The following is a 16,241-nucleotide window of genomic DNA, read 5'->3' on the forward strand; positions in this document are numbered from 1 at the left end:
GACGGCTCGATGACGCAGGAAGCGTACGGCCGCCGATTCAACGGCGCGCTCACCGCAACTGCTCGATGTCGACGGTGCCCGCGCCCGTCACCGGTTCGGGCACCGTCGCCCACAACACGGCCGTCGCCAGCGCCGCCACGGCCACGGCGGCCGCCCCGCGCCGGCCGCGCGCCCAGCCCGTCCGGAACCGCACCGGGTCCTCCACGACGGCCTTCGTCAGCGCCGCCGCCAGCAACGACACGGCGATGGCCACGGCCGTCGCGCCCCAGTCGCCCAGCCAGCCGAGCCAACCGAACCGGCCGAGCCCGGTGAGCCGGGGCAGCAACAGCAGGTAGACCGGCCAATGCCACAGGTAGAGGCTGTACGACAGCGCGCCGAGGCCCCGCGGGAGCCGACTTCCGGCGACGCGCGCCGCGTACGTATCCGGTACGTGCGTCAGGAGCGCGATGAGCACGGCCGCGGCGAGTGAGTGCAGGAACAGCCCGCCCTTGAAGAGCAGCGGCGAGCCCTCGCCCCCGGTCACCGTCCAGGCCACGGCGAGGCCGCACGCGATCCCCAGGCACACCAGGTCGGCCGCGCGGCGCGGCACCCGCCGCGCCAGGGCCCGTAGCGGGGCGGTGGCGGCCAGCGCCCCGAGCAGCAGGGCGGCCGCGCGGGTGTCGGTGCCCTCGTACGCGCGGGTGGTGTCCACGGCCGTCCCGAGCCAGACGGTCAGGAGGAGCGAGACCAGGGCGCCCGCCCCTGCGAGGACCGCCACGATCCGCTGGCCGTACCGCCCCCGGGCGGCCACCGCCACGACCAGCGGCCAGGCCAGATAGAACTGCCACTCCACACCGATGCTCCACAGGTGGGCGAAGACCCGGGTGCCGGAACCGTCCCAGTAGCCGATCTGCTCACCTATGTAGTGCCAGTTGACCGCCTGGGCCCCGACCCAGGGGGTGTCGTCCAGCGCGAACCGCAGCAAGTTGCCGCCGCCCCATGCCCAGGTGGCAGGCAGGACGACCGCCACCACACAGACCAGGGCCGGCAGCAGCCGCCGGGCCCGGCGCCACCAGAAGGCGCCCAAGGCGACCCGGCCCTTGTCCGCCGCCTCGCCGAGCAGCAGGCCGGTGATCAGGAACCCGGACAGGACGAAGAAGAGGTCGACTCCGAGGAACCCGCCGTTCAGCCGGCCGGCGTGGAAGAGCAGTACGGCCGCCACGGCGAAGCCGCGCAGCCCGTCGAGCGCGGAGACGTGGTTACGGGCGGTTCCCCGGCTATCGGGGGACCGGTGCCGCCCGGGAACGGCAGGGACAAGAGCTGCCGCCGACGAGGCTGCCACAGCCCCTCAGCTCTCGCACTTGAGCTTGCCGTACCGGTCGGAACCGGTCCACCCGCCCTTGGCCCACTTGTCGACGGGCGCGGGCTTGAACCCTTCGCTCTTGCCGAGCTCCTCGCCGAACCACTTGGCGAAGGCGGCCGCGCCCTGCTGGCAGTTGTGGATACCGTCCGGCCCGCGCTGCGCCTTTTTGGCCGACCTGTCGGTGCCCCACAACTGCGAGGCGTCCAGGTACGTCGCCGTTCCCCCGCTCTTCCCGGCGACTTCCTCGGCCGTCTTCGGCGCGGTGCGCATCTGCGCCTCGTGCTGCTTGTAGAAGTCGTCGATCTTGATGGGCGGCGACGGCACGAACACCACCTTCGCCTTGGCGTCCTTCGCCGTGCGTACGAGCTTCTCGTACGCGGCACGCTGCTGGTCCGCGCTTCCCCAGTCATACGTGGTGACCTGGTAGGCGATCACGGTCGGCTTGAACGCCTTGATGTTCTCGGCCAGTTGCTTCCAGGTGTCACCGGAGATCATCTGCGTGATCTTCTCGCCACTGTCCACGACCGTGCCGCCGCCGTCGGACGAGGCGTCCTTGAACTTCACGCCGCTCGCCTCCAGCGCCGCGCCGATCGCCGGGGCCTCGGCCGCGGCGATGGAGTCACCCACCCACAACACCTTCGCCCCGCCGCCCGAGGCCGCCTGCTGCTTGTGCTCATCCGGCGCCCCGGAGCCCGACTCCTGCTGCCCGCAACCCACCAGGGCCACACCGAGCACGGCGACGGAGGCCATCGCGGTCAGGACGGGGCGGTAGGGGGAGCGGTGCTTCTCATCGCTGTTCCTGCGGTTCCTGCTGTTCTTGCTGTTTGCGTTGCTCATGCGCCGAGAGAATCAGCCGGATGACCGCCGATCGCCGCCCGTCATCGTCCGGTCATATTCCGGGAAACAAACCCTCACGAGCCCGAGGGACGTCACATCGGCCGGTCCCCGCGTATGAGGCGGAGGAGCCCGGTCAGGGCGAGGGGGGTGGTGGTGACGGCGACGGCGGGCGTGTCGCTCTCGCGGAGGTGGACGTGGCCGGCGGATATGCCGACCTCGACGCAGTTGTTGTTCTCGCCGCCCCCGGAGTAGGAGGACTTCTGCCAGATGATCTTTACGGGCGTGGTCACGGTGGGTCCTCTCAGAGTTCTTGCGCGTGGCTGCAGACCTCGTAGGGGAAACCCTCACGAGCCTGAGGGACGTCACATCGGCCGGTCCCCGCGTATGAGGCGGAGGAGTCCGGTCAGGGCGAGGGGGGTGGTGGTGACGGCGACGGCGGGCGTGTCGCTCTCGCGGAGGTGGACGTGGCCGGCGGATATGCCGACCTCGACGCAGTTCTCCTCCTCGCCGCCGCCGGAGAACGAGGACTTCTGCCAGTCGATTGATGAGGGCACGAATACCCCTTTCACATGTCCGTTGCGATGCGGTGGATGAGCTCTCGCGACTTCCCGGGATCCAGCGCCGAGCGACCGACTCTGTCGAGACGCGCCCGGTAGGGCTTGAGCTGGGGTTCGGCGTCCAGGAACGTACTGCCGTGCGCGGCGTCCAACTGCACTGTGTCGAGCTGCGGAACACAGCCGCGGACGAAGAGCATCGAATGCCCGGCGCCGGCGAAGTCCTCGGCGGAGAACGGGATGACGCGTACGGTCACATTCTCTCGGTCGGAGGCGTTCAGGATATGTGCGAGCTGCGCTCGTGCGACCACCGTGCCGCCCACCTTGATGCGCAGCGCGGCCTCGTGGACGACGACGTCGTACGGCAAGGGCGGGGCGCGGTCGATGACGGCTTGCCGACGCATGCGGTATTCGACCCTCGGATCGAGTTCGGAGGGCGGCAACTCCGGGTCGACATAAGAGAAAGCGGCTCGTACATGTGCTTCCGTCTGGAGCAGCCCGGGGATGTGGGCGATCTCCATGGTGCGGAGGCCGGTGGCGTGGTGCTCCATTTCGGCGAGGTCCAGCGCCTTCGGGGCCAGGATTCCGCGGTACTCCTCCCACCACCCGCCGCCGCGTTCGTTCGCCATCGCGACCAGCGAGTCGACGAGTTGGCGATCGTCGCACGCGTAGAACGCCGCCAGCCTGCGAAGCCGGTCCTCGCTGACGCCGAATCGGCCCGCCTCGATGTGGCTTATCTGGGTCTGACCGCTTCCGAGCAGCGCGGCGGCCTCACGAGCGGTTGCACCCGCCGCCTCGCGCATCTTGCGGAGTTCGGCGCCCAGTCGCCCCTGACGTGCCGTTGGATTGCTCCTCGGCGGCATGCGGCCCTTCCCTTGCGTTGGTCACTGAGTGTGCGGCGACACCATCCCACGGTTTATGAAACGGCTTACGGGCCCCACGGACACGGTTGCGACGTATCAACCATGTCCTCTACGGTCTGTAACGTATCCCTCACGCAAGGGTACGGGTCGCGATCCGCTGCCCAACTCCCTTGGCCTGCCCGTGAGTCGGAAGCGCACCCAGCACGGCCCCCACAGAGAGAAGCCCCCCATGGGAGTTAATGCCGCCTGCCCTGCTGACGGCCTCGCGGTGCCGCACTCGTACACCCTCTACTGCCCGCCCCTCAGAACCTCTCCCCGCGTGGCCCGCGACTTCGTAACCTCGGTCCTGCGCACCCTGGACCTGACGGCGGCCGTGGACGCGGCGGCCCTGTGCACGTCGGAACTGGTGACCAACACCTACCTCCACACCAGGGGCGCGGGCTCCGTCCTCTGGCTGGCCATCGAACTCCCCACGGTCCGCGTAACGGTCTACGACGACAACCCCGCCGAACCGACCTCCCACCCGGCACCCGATTTCGACGAACACGGCAGGGGCCTGCATTTGGTGGGCGCGCTGGCGGACAAGTGGGGCGTATGCCAGGGCGCTCCGATGGGGTTGGGGGGTATGTGGGGGAAGGGGGTGTGGTTCGTGCTGGCGGCGGGGTGACGGGCTGCCGGGTTACACCCCTTGGTCAAACACGCCGCACAACCGAGCGGCGGTGACCGTGCGGGACCCTTCCCGTACGAGCAGCTCGACGCCGGGGGGCGCAGGCGGGGCCGTGCCGGTTCAGGCACCAGGAAGCCGGCCAGACATCGCCGCCAGCCGGCCGCCCCGACCTCGGGCCTCCCCCTCGGGGGAGTGCCCCATCAAGGGCTATGACCGCCGAGGTCCGGTTCCGGGGTCAGCTCTGAAGCCCAGAAAATCGGAGGCGGACAGGGAGATTTCGATCAGATGCTCGCAGGGCACGGCAGGGACTTCGAAATGATTCTCCGTCATGAACGTCATGAAATCATCTGGCAGTTGGATTGGATACCGTTCGACGTAGGCCGCCAAATCCAGTCGCCAAACGAAAGTACCATCCGTCAGGATCGATGAACCGCCGAGTACTTGGAAGGCTCCCTCAAGGACATCTGTGGTCCCTTCCATGACGTCCAGGATCGGGTGCCCTGCGCTGAGGTATTGAACGACCAGCCCGCTGGGATACTCGTGGCGAAGGGTGAGAGAGTCCCGGATCGACCCCTGATAGGCCCGCGGGGAATCGGGCTCCAGCTCACGAAAGAATCCGACCGGCTGCATTGTGTTCGTCTCCAAGATGACGGGACGGGGCGAGGCTGTGGCTGCCGAGCGCTCAGCCAGCGTTCCTGCGCCCGGCCTCCAGTACCGCTGCGCAGAATTCTTCCGGCGGCAGATATCCGTGGTCGGCGACGTAGTGCACGATCAGCAGAGGCGCCGCGTAGGTGGTCCCGCTGCTGCCCGTAACCCAAATTTCCCCGCTTCCCAGAGACAGGCCCTCGCTGTCGAGGTGGTCCCTGGCGGCATCCAACGTAGGGCAGAGCTCGCAGAAGTGCACGCCCCGGTATACGTTCTCCGGGTTCTTCGCCAGTTCCCGCAGCTGGGAAAGTAGACCGAGCGGGATGGGCCCGCACGAGTACTCATGCTTTGACGAGAGCCAACCCACGTTGCGGGCCGGGGGAGTGGGGTCTGAATAACTGTAGGGTGACAAATCTGGGAAATGTGCCATATGCCCAAAAGTTGGAGAGTCGTTTGAAACTGGGGTGCTCCGATGATCAGTCCGTCCACGAAGCCTGGTTCCAAACCTCGACGAACTCGACCTTGTGGATCACGGCGGCTGTAAATTCTGCCTGGGCTTCCACGTCTTCAATGGAGCCGGAGCCCACAGGGACCTCACTCAGCCCGATGGCGTCCGACTCGTGCAAGTGGTCTGCTCACAGGAGGCGGCCATCGCGGTATCTTTGCACTTTCCGTACCTCGTAGCCGTCCGCTCCAATTTCACTGAAAAGCGCAACGGGCTCTTCGGTAAGATCGTGATGCCAAAATACCTTCCAGTACTCCACGTCACTTTACTCCTGTGCAGAGCTTTCTCGTGGCTCCACTCTCAGTTTGATCTGTCGATTGTGCTCGGCGTGGGCCACGACCTTTGCTTCGATGCTGTCGCCGGGTGCGGGCCATTCTTCAGGCGGGACGGGTGAGCCGTGTGGCAGGTAGGAGATTGCGTCTACTACGGCTACTGTTCCGGGAGCCTCGGGAATATCCAGAAAGAATCCGAAAGGTCTTTTCTCTTTTACCGCTCCGCATACGCGAATCCCGATCGGGAAGTTTTCTTTCGCGATTCGCCAGGTGGTGTCATCGATCATCGGTGCCAATCCCTCGGGTGCTCGTTGAGTTTTTCGACATGCTCTTTTGGGATGACGACCTCCGTTAGAGGGCCTCCTTCGTATAGATATTCGTATTCCTTGAAATGTTCCGCATACTTGTCCGCCGGTATCCTGACCTCGATCACTCCGTCGCCGTAATGTTTAGCGTAGTTGTCGGCCAGTTCGCGTTCTTTGGCGAAATATGCCTTACCGTCCGCGTATGGATCATGAGGGCCGCCAGGGAAATCGCTTTCCAGGAATCCGTTGTCATAATGGTATTGGCCTTGCCCTCTGGCTGGTGCTTTGAAGAGGCTGATCTCGTCGCCGCAACCTGGAGCGAGCCCCAAGAGGTCCGCCCACGTATGCGGATTATGAACATACGCGACCGGGTTCGGAGCCGGAGCCAGTCCCAGCGGGTCCGGCGTGGCGTAGCGGGCCGTTTCCGGGTCGTAGTGGCGGTGGTAGTTGTAGTGGAGGCCGGTTTCCGGGTCGAAGTATTGGCCGGGGAAGCGGAGGGGAGTGTAGGCCGGGCTGTTCGCCGGCCAGGTGGTGGTGCCCCATAGGGTGGATCTTTTGCGCCAGGCGATTTCGCCGGATTCGGCTACGAGTTCGCTCGGGGTGCCGACCAGGTCGGTGATGATGGCGAAGAAGCGCTGGTCGATTTCCTGCTGGGGCGCCTCGGCCGCGGTGATGCGTTCGGTCTGGGCGATCGGCTGGAGGCCGTTGTGGTCCCAGGTGAGGGTGACCGAGTTCGGGTGGGTGGAGGTGGTCGTGGTCTGTTCGGTGAGGGTGGGGCCGTCCCAGGTGAAGTCGGTCTGTTCCGCCACCTCGCCCGACTCCGTCAGGCGCTGTTTTGCCGTGCGGCGGCCCAGCGGGTCGTAGCGGTAGCGCCAGCGGGTGCCGTCGGGGGTGGTCACGGAGGTGAGGCGGTCCTCGGCGTCCCACTCGTAGCGCCAGGTGTCCGGCTTGCGGGAGAGGCGTGTCTTCTGGCGGAGTACGACGCGGCCCAGCGCGTCGTACTCGTAGCGGACGGCGCCCGCCCGAGTTACGCGAGTACCCGTGTAGGAGCGGGCGCCCCTGGCCTCGGCGCCCGGGTGGTCGTCCGGCCAGTCGGCTTCCGACTGGTTGCCCGCCGCGTCGTACGCGTAGCGCTCCGTCCAGTCGGGGGCGTCGACCGACGTGACGCGGCCCGTCGCGTCCAGGCCGAAGGAGCGCGGGCCGGAGAGCAGGTCGTCGACGGCGGTGAGGTTGCCGTCGCGGCGGTAGGTGTACGCGCGGGTCTGGAGCGGGGCGGCGGAGGGCCCCGCCGTCACGGTCTGGTCCGTCAGGCGGCCCGCCGGGTCCCAGGCCTGGGTCAGCGACAGCGCGTCGCCGAAGTGGCGCGCGACCTCCCGCCCCGCCGCGTCGTGTTCCAGCGCGAAGGCGTGCCCGGAGGCGGACACGGAGGTGCGGCGGCCCGCCGCGTCGTACGACCCGGTGCTGACCGCGCCCGTGGGGGTGACTCGGCGCGTACGGCGGCCCAGCTCGTCGTACGCGAAGGTGAGGGTGCGGCCGTCGCACGTCTGCGACTTGACCCGGCCGAGCCGGTCGCGGCCGTAGACGAGCGTCGCGTCCGGGCCCGCCGCCTCCATGAGCCGGCCCGCCACGTCGTGCCGGAACCGGGTGACCTTGCCCGCCGCGTCCTTCGCGACGACGCGGTCGAGCACGTCGTGTTCGTAGCCGATGGTCTGCCCCAGCGCGTCGGTACGGGACGTGAGGCGGCCCGCCGCGTCGTGCGCGTACGTCAGCGTGCGCCCGTCGAAGTCCGTCTCGGCCAGTAGGCGGCCCGTCGGGTCGTACTCGTAACTCCACTCCAAACCCTGGGGGTTGACCACCCCGACGAGCTGGAGCTGGGTGTTGTGCCGGAACTCGTGGCGCATCCCGTCGGGGCCGGTCCGCGCGCTGAGCTGGTCGAAGTGCGTGTACTCGGAGCGGGTCACGCCGCCGAGCGCGTCGGTGTGCGACGTGCGGTTGCCCTCGCCGTCGTACGTCCAGGACTGCTCGGAACCGTCTGCCTCGACGCGGCGCACCAGCTGCCCCTCCACCGACCAGGAGAGCCGGGTCGTCGCGCCCATCGGGTCGATGATGGCGGTGATACGGCCGAAGGCGTCCCGCCGGTAGGTGGTTGTTCCGTCGAGCGGATCGGTGATCTCCACCGGCAGCCCGGCCGCGTCGCACCGGATGCGGGTGGTGGCGCCGAGCGCGTCCGTCACCGAGGCGGGGTGGCCCAGCGCGTCGTACGTGAAGCGGGTCGTCGCCCCGGCGGGGTCGGTGACGGAGGTGCGGCGGCCCGCGTCGTCGAACGTCTGGTGCCACGTCGTGCCGTCCGGCTCCGTGATCGTCTCCGGCTTGCCCAGCCCGTTCTGCGTGCTGTGCGTGCCGTGCGAGCTGTGCGTGCCGTCCGAATTGTGCGAGCTGTACGAGGCCGTGGCCGCCCGGCCGTCCGGGCGGACGACCGCGGTCAGCCGGCCCGCCTCGTCCCTGCGGTACTCGGTGGTGCGGCCGAGCGCGTCGGTGCGTGCGCACAGCCGGTCGTAGCGGTCCCATCGCGAGTGGACGGCCGCGCCCGTGGGGTCGATCTCGGTGACGACCTGGAGTGCCCGGTTGATGACGTAACGGTTCTTGTGGCCAAGGGAGTTGGTGAGAGTCGTGACGCTGAGTCCGGTGTCCGGGTCACGCGGCCCGTACTCCAAGGTGGCCCGCATATGGCCCTCGGCCCCGGACTCGAAGACACAGCGGTCCCACTCGTCGTACGTGTACTCGTACCGGCTGTCGTTGCGGTCCGTCCAGGCCGTGATGCGGCCGCGCTCGTCGTACTCGAACCGCAGCGGCAGCCCGGAGGAGTTGACCACCTCCGTGAGGTCGCCGCCGGTGTAGCCGTAGCGCACCAGTTCCGCGTCTTCCCCGCCCGGCCCGCCGCCCACCAGGTGCAGCGCCGTGATGCGCGGCCCGCCGTCCGTAGCGCCGGTGGTGACGCGGACGCGGTAGCCGCTGTCGTGGACGATGGCGGTCGGCACGCCGTCCGCGTCCCGTTCGAAGGCGATCCAGTGGCCGTCGCGGTCCGAGATCTGTTCCAGCGGGGCGGTCCCGTCGCCGTAGCTGTTCGGTGCCGGGGCCGGACTCGGTGCCGACCCGTTCTCGTACGAGCGCGCCCCGCCCGGACCGTCGGCACCCCCGGCCCCGCCTCCGAACCCAGCCGCCGCGCCCCCGTACGCCCCGCCCCCGTACACCCCGAAGTGCCACACCCGCCCCGAAGCCGGGTCCCGGACGGCATAGCCGCCGTCCTCCGGAATCTCCAGTGGCCACCGCGGCCCCTCGACCGGCAGCGTCGCGACACCCGGTACCGGGTGCGGATAGGACAGCACCATGCCGTCCTCGCCGACGAACACCACGCCCTCGGCGTCGATCTCCAGCCGCTGATCGGCGGTGCTCGACCACGACGGCCCCAGCCACCGCCCGGCCCGGTACCCGGACTGCGCCTTGCGTACGAACGCCAGCGGCAGCGCACCGGGCAGCACCACGTCGGCCTGCGGCAGGAACATCCGGCCCGAGGCCAGGTCGACCGGGTCCGTGCCCTTGGTGGCCTTCGTGCCGTCCGGGCGGGTGCCCTCGTGCGGCCCCCGCTCGGCCTCGCGCCGGGCCGCACCCTTGCCGGCCTGCCTCGCGCCGGCCTCCGCGCCCTCCTCTGCCGCCTTCTTGGTGGCATTGAGGACCGCGCCCTCGGTCGCCTTCGCCGCCGTACCGGCGCCGCCGGTGCCGATGGCCATGATGATGTTGCCGAACAGCCGCCCGCCCGCCTCCGACGGGTCCGAACCCCAGCCGGTGCCCAGCAGGGCGCCGGGCAGGCGCTCCGGGTGGGAGGCGAGGGAGAGGATTCCGGCGGCGGTGTTGGAGACGGTGTCGAGGTACGCCGCGGGGTGCGTGAGGTTGTACGGGTCCGTGGGGTTGAGGCCGCGGGCGAACTTCAGCACGTCCGTACCCGAGCGGATGACGCCGCCGGTGAAGTGCAGCAGCTCGACCTGGCCGCCCTCGAACCCGTCGAGCGCGTCCCCGGCCATCCGGTCGTGGAACTCGGGCTTGTCCGGGGCGAGTTTCGTCGCGGCGTCGACCTTCGCCTTGGCGGTGGCGGCCGCCGTGTTGCGCTGCTTACGGGCCTCGGCGAGGACGCGCTGCGCCTCCTTGCCGTCCGCCACCCCCGGATCGTGGAACTCGCCCGGCTTCGGCCCCGGGTCCTCGCCCTTGTCGACCTTCGCGTTGTAGGCGTCGACCTTCTTGTTGTGCGCGTCCACGGCCTCCTTGGACGCGGCCTTGCCCTTCTTATAGAGGCGGACCGCTTCCTTCGCCTGCTTCTGCGCCCAGGTGACCGTGTGCCCGTACGCCGTGAGCGCGCCCGCGGCGTCCTCGCAGGCGTCGGCGGCCCGCGCCCACTTCTTCGGATGCTCTGCGAACTTCTTGGCGAACGCCTGCTTGCCCTCGCCCTCCCACTCCGCGGAGCCGACCTTCAGCAGCCCGGCGTGCACGGTGTCGAACGCGGTGTGGAACTTCTTGAGGTGCTCGGCCGCCGCCTCGATCCGCTTCACGTCGCCGTGGATCAGCTCGTCGGCCTCCTCGGTCTGCCCGAGCTGCTTCTCGTCGACCTCCGCGCCGAGGTCGGAGGCGGTCTCGTCGCCCCAGTCCTCGACCGATTCGGCCCAGTCGTGCAGGCCGACGTGGTCGAGGCCGTCGCTGACCTTGTGGGTCGCGTACTCGACGCCCTCGCCGACGAGCTTCTTGCCCTGCTCGACCTTCCCCTCGACCCAGTCGCCGCCCTTGTCGATCCAGTCCGTGAACCCCATCAGCCGTAGTCCTCGATCTTGCTCACCCCATGGGCGGCGGGACCGACGGGCCCGAGCCCCCAGCCCGTCTTGACGTCGTCGGCCGTCCTCGACCAGGTCTCCTTCGCGTTCCCGGCCGCGTCCTGGAAGGACTTCGCGCTGTAGTCCGCGTCCCGCACCTGCGTGTACGGGTTGTCGGCCAGCGTCTCTCCCCAGGACTGCTTCTCGACCTGCTCTTCCGTCAGGTGCGGATTGCCCATGGCCGCGTTCGTGGTGACCTTGAGGGTGTTCGAGATGTACTCGTCGGTCTCGTGGTAGTAGCCCGCGGCCAGGCCCACCCGGTGGGCGAGCTCGTTGCCGTCGCGCACCAGGGCCCGTACGCCCCACTCCCAGCGGTCGCAGAACGTCTTGAAGGACGAGGTCAGGTCCTCGTGCCCGGCCTCCAGGCCGTTCAGGGCGAGCTCGGAGAAGCCGCGCCCGACCGCCGCGTCACCCGGCGAACCCACCTTCTTCAACTCGTCGATGGCCCCGTCTAGCCCCTTGGCGATGTTGTCCAGCGCTTCCTTGCCGGCCTTGAGACCGTCCCCGCCGCTCATCGGGACGCCTCCGGGCCTGCTGAGCCCGTACGGTCCTCTGAGCCTGTACGGCCTGCTGAGCCCGTACGGTCTTCCGAGTACGCAGGGCCTGCTGAGCCCGCCGCACCGGCTGAGTCCGCCGAGTACTCCGGGGCCTCTGACGCTTCTGATGCCTCTGGGGCCTCCGGCCGCCAGTTCTCCGGCGCGTCGACCGCGACGGCGTCCGGCACGATGCCCACCACCGGCGGGAACATCATCGGGTGCTCGCTGCCGACGTCCAGCGCCACCCCCGCCGGGACGCCGACGCCGGGCACGACGACGTCCAGCAACCGGGCGCCGAGCACGGACCGGTACTCCCAGTCCGCGCCCCCGTCGCCCCCACGGCCCCCGTCGCCCCCACGGCCCCCGCCGCCCCCACGGCCCCCGCCGCCCCCACGGCCCCCGCCGCCCCCGCGGGCGGCGGCGAACCGGGCCAGCGCCGCCTCGTCGGTGAACGCGCAGATCCAGCGGATTCCCCCGAACTCCACCGACAACAGCCCGTCCTCGCCCGGCACGTCCGTCGGCTCCGTCGGCACCAGCACCGCTGTACGCCGCAGCTCCCCGACCATCGCGGCCGGCCGCCCCCGCTCCGCGTGAACCGCGGCAACCTCATCCGTCAGTGACACCGCACCCACCCCCCTTGTGGACAACCGCACCCACCCCCCTGTGGACAGCAGCCTACAAAGCCCCACTGACAACCGGGGCCCGGCCCCGGAATCCGGTCTACGAGGGGCAGGTCACATCCCGCTCCGGCCGTTGCCCCGTCGCCAGGTAGGCGGTGACCAGCGCGTCGCCGCAGGCGTTGCCGTGTGCGAGGTACGAGCCGTGGCCGCCCGCGTCCACGGCGACCATGCGGGCGCGGTCGCCGAAGGCGTGGCGGAGTTTCAGGGCTCCGCTGTACGGGGTCGCGGGGTCGCGGAGGTTCTGGATCAGCAGGATGTTGGAGGGGCCGCGCGGGGTGACGTGTATGGGCTTGTCGACCGGGGCGGTGGGCCAGAACGCGCACGGGGTGATGCCGGCCGGCTGGCCCGCGGTGAGGGGGTAGCGGGTCCGGTTCGCGGCGACGGCCTCGGCGTAGGCGGGGACCGACTTCGGCCAGGACACGTCGTTGCAGAGGGTGGCGACGGCCATGGCGGCGCTGTTCTGCATCGTCGCGTCGGATGGGCCGGCGGGGGCGGGCAGTGCGCGGTGCCCGGGGTCGGCGGCGGCGCGTATCAGTTGGGCCAGGGCGGCGAACCGGCCGTCGTCGTAGAGCGCGTCATAGAGGGTCTGGCGCAGTACGTTGCCGTTGAGCTCCGCCGGGTTGGCGCCCGGCCAGGGGAGCGGGTGCCGGTCCAGTCGCGCGGCCAGGCGCAGGAACAGCGGCCGTATCTCGGCGGGGGTGCGGGCGAGGCGGTCCGCGCCGCGTTCCCGGGCGGTGGCCCACTTCGCGAAGTCGGGGAAGCGGTCCTCGGCCCCGACGGCGGCGTTGGCCAGCCAGCCGCGCTCGACCAGGGCGGGGTTCGGGTCGTCGTTGCTGTCCAGCACCACGCGGTCGGTGCGGTCCGGGAACATCGTCGCGTAGACGGAACCGACGTACGTGCCGTACGAGACGCCCCAGGCCGACAGTTTCTCCTCGCCCAGCGCCCGCCGGACGCTGTCGATGTCGCGGGCCTCGTTGACGGTGCTGACGCCGCGCAGCACGGGGCCGCCGTCGCGGAGGCAGGCGTCGGCCGTGCGGCGGGCGCTCGCCGCGTTCCGCGAGATGTCGCCGCCGGGGCCGGGCCAGGCCCGGATGGCGGTCAGGGCCACGTCCTCGTGGGACAGGCCGCAGCTGATGGGCGCGGAGCGGCCGACGCCGCGCGGGTCGAAGCCGACGATGTCGTACGTGTCGCGCACGGACCGCGGCAGTTTCGCGAGCTTGGCGCTGGGGTCCTTCCAGCTCGATCCGCCGGGGCCGCCGGGGATCAGCAGGAGGGCGCCGCGCCGCCGGTCGGGGTGCTCGCTACGGATGCGGGAGACGGCCAGGTCGAGGCGGGGGCCGTCCGGCGCGCGGTAGTCCAGGGGTACGGACACGGTCGCGCACTCCTGGCGCGGGTCGAGGCCCTTGCCCTCGCAGGCCGACCACGTGACGGGAACGGGCGGAGCGGCTGTGCCGGTGGCCGTTCCAGTGGCTGTTCCAGCGGCTTCCGCGCCGGGGGCCGTCATCGTCAGCGCCGCCGCGGCTGCCGCCAGCGGGAAGGCGAGGGTTCTTCGGTTCCAGAGGCTCATGCGGGCCATCGTCGTGGCCCGCGAAGCCCGTGCCCATCCGGCGGACCAGAAGCCGTCAGGGGTGCTACCTGGGGGCTAGAACAGCCCCAACTGCGTCACCAGCATCGCCAGCACCACGACCAGGGCCCAGCCGACCACCTGCTCGACGATCTTGTTCTTGTCGGAAGGCCCGCCGGTACCGGCCCGGCTCGCCGCGATCTCTGCCATCTCCGCCAACTCTCGTCCGATGTCCCTTATGCCCCTCCCATCCCCTCACAGTGCGGCCGGCGCACAGCCCGGTAAAGGGGGAGTGATTCAGGACACGCGGGCCGGACAGCGCCGGTGCGCGGCGAACTCGCGGGCGGTTACGGTTCGTTGGTCTGAGCGGCACCCGTCATGAGGGGGAGCACCGTGACCGGCTTCATACCGCACGGGCCGGGCGATCGCGCCCGTACGCCGTCCAACGACACGTCGGCCGCCCCCGCCACTCACGCCCGTACGCTCGCCGGTCAGGCACGGGCTCTCGCCGAGGGCGAGGTGAGTGCGCAAGCCCTGGTGGAACGGGCCCTCGCGCACATCGCCCGCACCCAGCCCACGGTCAACGCCTTCCGGCTCGTACGGGCCGAGGCCGCCCTCGCGGAGGCGCGCGCCGCCGATCTGCGGCTGGCGGCGGGGGAGCGGCTGCCGCTGCTGGGCGTGCCGGTCGCGGTGAAGGACGACATGGACGTGGCGGGCGAGCCGACCGCCTTCGGCTGCCGGGGGGATTTTCCGCCGAAGTCCGCCGACAGCGAGGCGGTGCGGCGGCTGCGCGCGGCCGGGGCGGTGATCGTCGGGAAGACGAACACCCCGGAACTGGGCCAGTGGCCGCACACCGAGGGCGCCGCCTTCGGCGAGACCCGCAACCCCTGGAGCGCCGAGCACACGCCCGGCGGGTCGTCCGGGGGCTCGGCGGCGGCCGTCGCCGCCGGGATCGTGCCCGCGGCGCTCGGCTCGGACGGCGCGGGGTCGGTCCGTATCCCGGCGGCCTGGACCAACCTGGTCGGCGTCAAGCCGCAGCGCGGCCGGATCTCGACCTGGCCGGAACCCGAGTCGTTCCGGGGCATCACCTGCTTCGGCCCGCTGGCCCGTACGGTCGCCGACGCCGCGCTCCTCCTGCACGTCGTGAGCGGCCGGCACCCCGGTGACCGGCACATTCCGCCGGCGGTCGACGTCCGCTCGGCGGCCACGCGCGACCCGGGGCGGCTGCGGATCGCGCTGTCCTTCCGGCCTGCCTTCGCGGCGGTGCGCCACCGGCTCGACCCGGGCGTACGGGCCCGGGTGCTGCGGATCGCGGAGCGGCTGGCGGCGCTGGGGCACGAGGTGGCGGAGGCGGACCCGCGGTACGGGCCGATCGGGCTGACCTTCGTGCCGCGCTCGACGGCGGGCGTCCGGGAGTGGGCGGAGCGGGTCCCGCAGGCGCGGCTGCTGGACCCGCGTACGCGCGCCAACGCCCGTAACGGGCTGCTCCTCGGCGGCGGCGGGGTGCAGCGGCTGGCGCGGGCGGCGGAGGACCCGTTGCGGCGCAGGGTCGGGGAGATCTTCCGCCGCTTCGACGTGGTGCTGACGCCGACGACCGCCGTGCCGCCGCTGCGGATCGGGGCGCTGTCCGGGCTCGGCAGCTGGCGCACGGACGAGGCGATGATCACGGCATGCCCGTACAACTGGCCGTGGAACGTGCTGGGTTGGCCGGGCGTGAGCGTGCCCGCCGGGTTCGTGGCGGTGGGTGGGGAGGGGGAGGGGCTGCCGGTCGGCGCGCGGCTGTCGGCCGGTGCGCAGTCGCCGGTCGGTGCACAGTTGCCGGTCGGCGCGCAGCTCCTCGGCCCGGCGGACAGTGAGCCCCTGCTGATCTCCCTCGCCGCCCAACTGGAGGCGGATCAGCGGTGGTACGAGCGGTGGCCGCCGGAGCCGGGGCGTCAGGGCTGAGGGGACTGCCGAGGGGACTCGATCCCTACTGGCCTTCGCGTTCGGCTACGGACTGGGAGAACCGCGCCCAATCCTCCCCGGCCAGCGGCGTCATGACGGCCCGCCAGCCCTCCGCCGCCTCCGGCCCCGCCGCGCCCAGCGACTCCTCCAACGCCTCGGCGAACAGCTCGCGCTGCCGCTCGTGCAGCTCGCGTTCCAGCTCCGCGCCGCGCGGGGTGAGGTGCAGTTCCTTGCGCCGCCGGTCGTCCGCTCCGGGCGCGACCCGCACCATCTCCTCGGTGATGAGCCTGCGCAGCGGCCCGTTGATGGCCTGCTTGGTCAGCCGCAGGGTGGCGCACAGTTCGCCGACGCTCATGCCGGGGGAGTACGCGAGGAAGGTGAGGATGCGGTGGTGGGCGCGGCCCATGCCGTGCCGGTCGAGCGCCTCGTCGGCCGCGCCGGTGAAGGCGCGGTAGGCGAAGTAGAAGAGGGTGAAGTCGCGGTCGAAGCCGTCCGGACGATTAAGGTCAAGCATGTTGACATATTAGCCCGCACCTCCTTATGCTCGCGATTAAGGTCAATAAGCTTGACCTAATGATGCCGGTGTGCTGCCTAACTGCCCGCCCGCCCCG

General features: G+C 70.5%; 15 protein-coding genes and 1 pseudogene. 2 read left to right on the top strand and 14 right to left on the bottom strand.

Features of this window, described 5'->3' with window-relative positions:
* Nucleotides 1-49: 49 nt before the first annotated feature.
* The 5 genes from AB0I22_RS26860 to AB0I22_RS26880 form a co-directional block, all read right to left on the bottom strand.
* The gene (locus AB0I22_RS26860; protein ID WP_363133477.1) at nt 50-1,321 is read right to left on the bottom strand and encodes an acyltransferase; all 1,272 of its coding nucleotides are present in this window, start codon (nt 1,319-1,321) and stop codon (nt 50-52) included.
* A 6-nt stretch (nt 1,322-1,327) separates the two neighbouring features.
* Nucleotides 1,328-2,179, bottom strand: coding sequence for an SGNH/GDSL hydrolase family protein (locus AB0I22_RS26865; RefSeq protein WP_363133478.1), 852 nt, complete (start codon nt 2,177-2,179; stop codon nt 1,328-1,330).
* A 92-nt stretch (nt 2,180-2,271) separates the two neighbouring features.
* Nucleotides 2,272-2,469, bottom strand: a complete 198-nt coding sequence (locus tag AB0I22_RS26870; RefSeq protein ID WP_363133479.1) for a DUF397 domain-containing protein — start codon at nt 2,467-2,469, stop codon at nt 2,272-2,274.
* A 72-nt stretch (nt 2,470-2,541) separates the two neighbouring features.
* Complete coding sequence (locus tag AB0I22_RS26875; RefSeq protein WP_363133480.1) at nt 2,542-2,733, bottom strand: DUF397 domain-containing protein; 192 nt, start codon at nt 2,731-2,733, stop codon at nt 2,542-2,544.
* Between the two features lie 11 nt (nt 2,734-2,744).
* Nucleotides 2,745-3,596 carry a helix-turn-helix transcriptional regulator gene (locus tag AB0I22_RS26880; RefSeq protein ID WP_363133481.1) on the bottom strand — a complete coding sequence of 284 codons (852 nt, stop codon included), beginning with the start codon at nt 3,594-3,596 and terminating at the stop codon, nt 2,745-2,747.
* Between the two features lie 229 nt (nt 3,597-3,825).
* Between AB0I22_RS26880 and AB0I22_RS26885 the strand changes: the two genes are divergently transcribed.
* Nucleotides 3,826-4,263 carry an ATP-binding protein gene (locus AB0I22_RS26885; RefSeq protein ID WP_363133482.1) on the top strand — a complete coding sequence of 146 codons (438 nt, stop codon included), beginning with the start codon at nt 3,826-3,828 and terminating at the stop codon, nt 4,261-4,263.
* Nucleotides 4,264-4,470: 207 nt separating this feature from the next.
* Here AB0I22_RS26885 and AB0I22_RS26890 read toward each other — a convergent pair whose 3' ends face one another.
* From AB0I22_RS26890 to AB0I22_RS26925, 8 genes and pseudogenes are all read right to left on the bottom strand, one after another.
* Entirely contained in the window at nt 4,471-4,893 is a 423-nt protein-coding gene (locus tag AB0I22_RS26890) for a hypothetical protein (RefSeq protein ID WP_363133483.1), read from the bottom strand.
* Nucleotides 4,894-5,384: 491 nt separating this feature from the next.
* Nucleotides 5,385-5,672: pseudogene (locus AB0I22_RS26895) on the bottom strand (hypothetical protein).
* A 6-nt stretch (nt 5,673-5,678) separates the two neighbouring features.
* Entirely contained in the window at nt 5,679-5,972 is a 294-nt protein-coding gene (locus AB0I22_RS26900) for a hypothetical protein (RefSeq protein WP_363133484.1), read from the bottom strand.
* Nucleotides 5,969-10,846 carry a putative T7SS-secreted protein gene (locus AB0I22_RS26905; RefSeq protein WP_363133485.1) on the bottom strand — a complete coding sequence of 1,626 codons (4,878 nt, stop codon included), beginning with the start codon at nt 10,844-10,846 and terminating at the stop codon, nt 5,969-5,971. The genes AB0I22_RS26900 and AB0I22_RS26905 overlap by 4 nt, the downstream gene beginning before the upstream one ends.
* Entirely contained in the window at nt 10,846-11,421 is a 576-nt protein-coding gene (locus tag AB0I22_RS26910) for a hypothetical protein (protein ID WP_363133486.1), read from the bottom strand. The genes AB0I22_RS26905 and AB0I22_RS26910 overlap by 1 nt, the downstream gene beginning before the upstream one ends.
* Nucleotides 11,418-12,065 carry a hypothetical protein gene (locus AB0I22_RS26915; RefSeq protein WP_363133487.1) on the bottom strand — a complete coding sequence of 216 codons (648 nt, stop codon included), beginning with the start codon at nt 12,063-12,065 and terminating at the stop codon, nt 11,418-11,420. Before AB0I22_RS26915 ends, AB0I22_RS26910 begins: the two co-directional genes overlap by 4 nt.
* Nucleotides 12,066-12,162: 97 nt before the next feature.
* Nucleotides 12,163-13,689: an alpha/beta hydrolase gene (locus AB0I22_RS26920; RefSeq protein ID WP_363133488.1), complete on the bottom strand. Its 1,527-nt coding sequence runs from the start codon at nt 13,687-13,689 to the stop codon at nt 12,163-12,165.
* A gap of 75 nt (nt 13,690-13,764) precedes the next feature.
* Nucleotides 13,765-13,896, bottom strand: coding sequence for an SCO1431 family membrane protein (locus AB0I22_RS26925; RefSeq protein ID WP_363133489.1), 132 nt, complete (start codon nt 13,894-13,896; stop codon nt 13,765-13,767).
* Nucleotides 13,897-14,079: 183 nt separating this feature from the next.
* Here AB0I22_RS26925 and AB0I22_RS26930 point away from each other — a divergent pair, with 183 nt between their 5' ends.
* The gene (locus AB0I22_RS26930; RefSeq protein WP_363133490.1) at nt 14,080-15,630 is read left to right on the top strand and encodes an amidase; all 1,551 of its coding nucleotides are present in this window, start codon (nt 14,080-14,082) and stop codon (nt 15,628-15,630) included.
* A 25-nt stretch (nt 15,631-15,655) separates the two neighbouring features.
* Here AB0I22_RS26930 and AB0I22_RS26935 read toward each other — a convergent pair whose 3' ends face one another.
* Nucleotides 15,656-16,144: a MarR family transcriptional regulator gene (locus tag AB0I22_RS26935; protein ID WP_363133491.1), complete on the bottom strand. Its 489-nt coding sequence runs from the start codon at nt 16,142-16,144 to the stop codon at nt 15,656-15,658.
* Between the last annotated feature and the right edge of the window lie 97 nt (nt 16,145-16,241).

Origin of the sequence: Streptomyces sp. NPDC050610, from assembly GCF_040654875.1 — a bacterium.
In the GTDB taxonomy this organism is placed as follows: Bacteria; Actinomycetota; Actinomycetes; order Streptomycetales; family Streptomycetaceae; genus Streptomyces.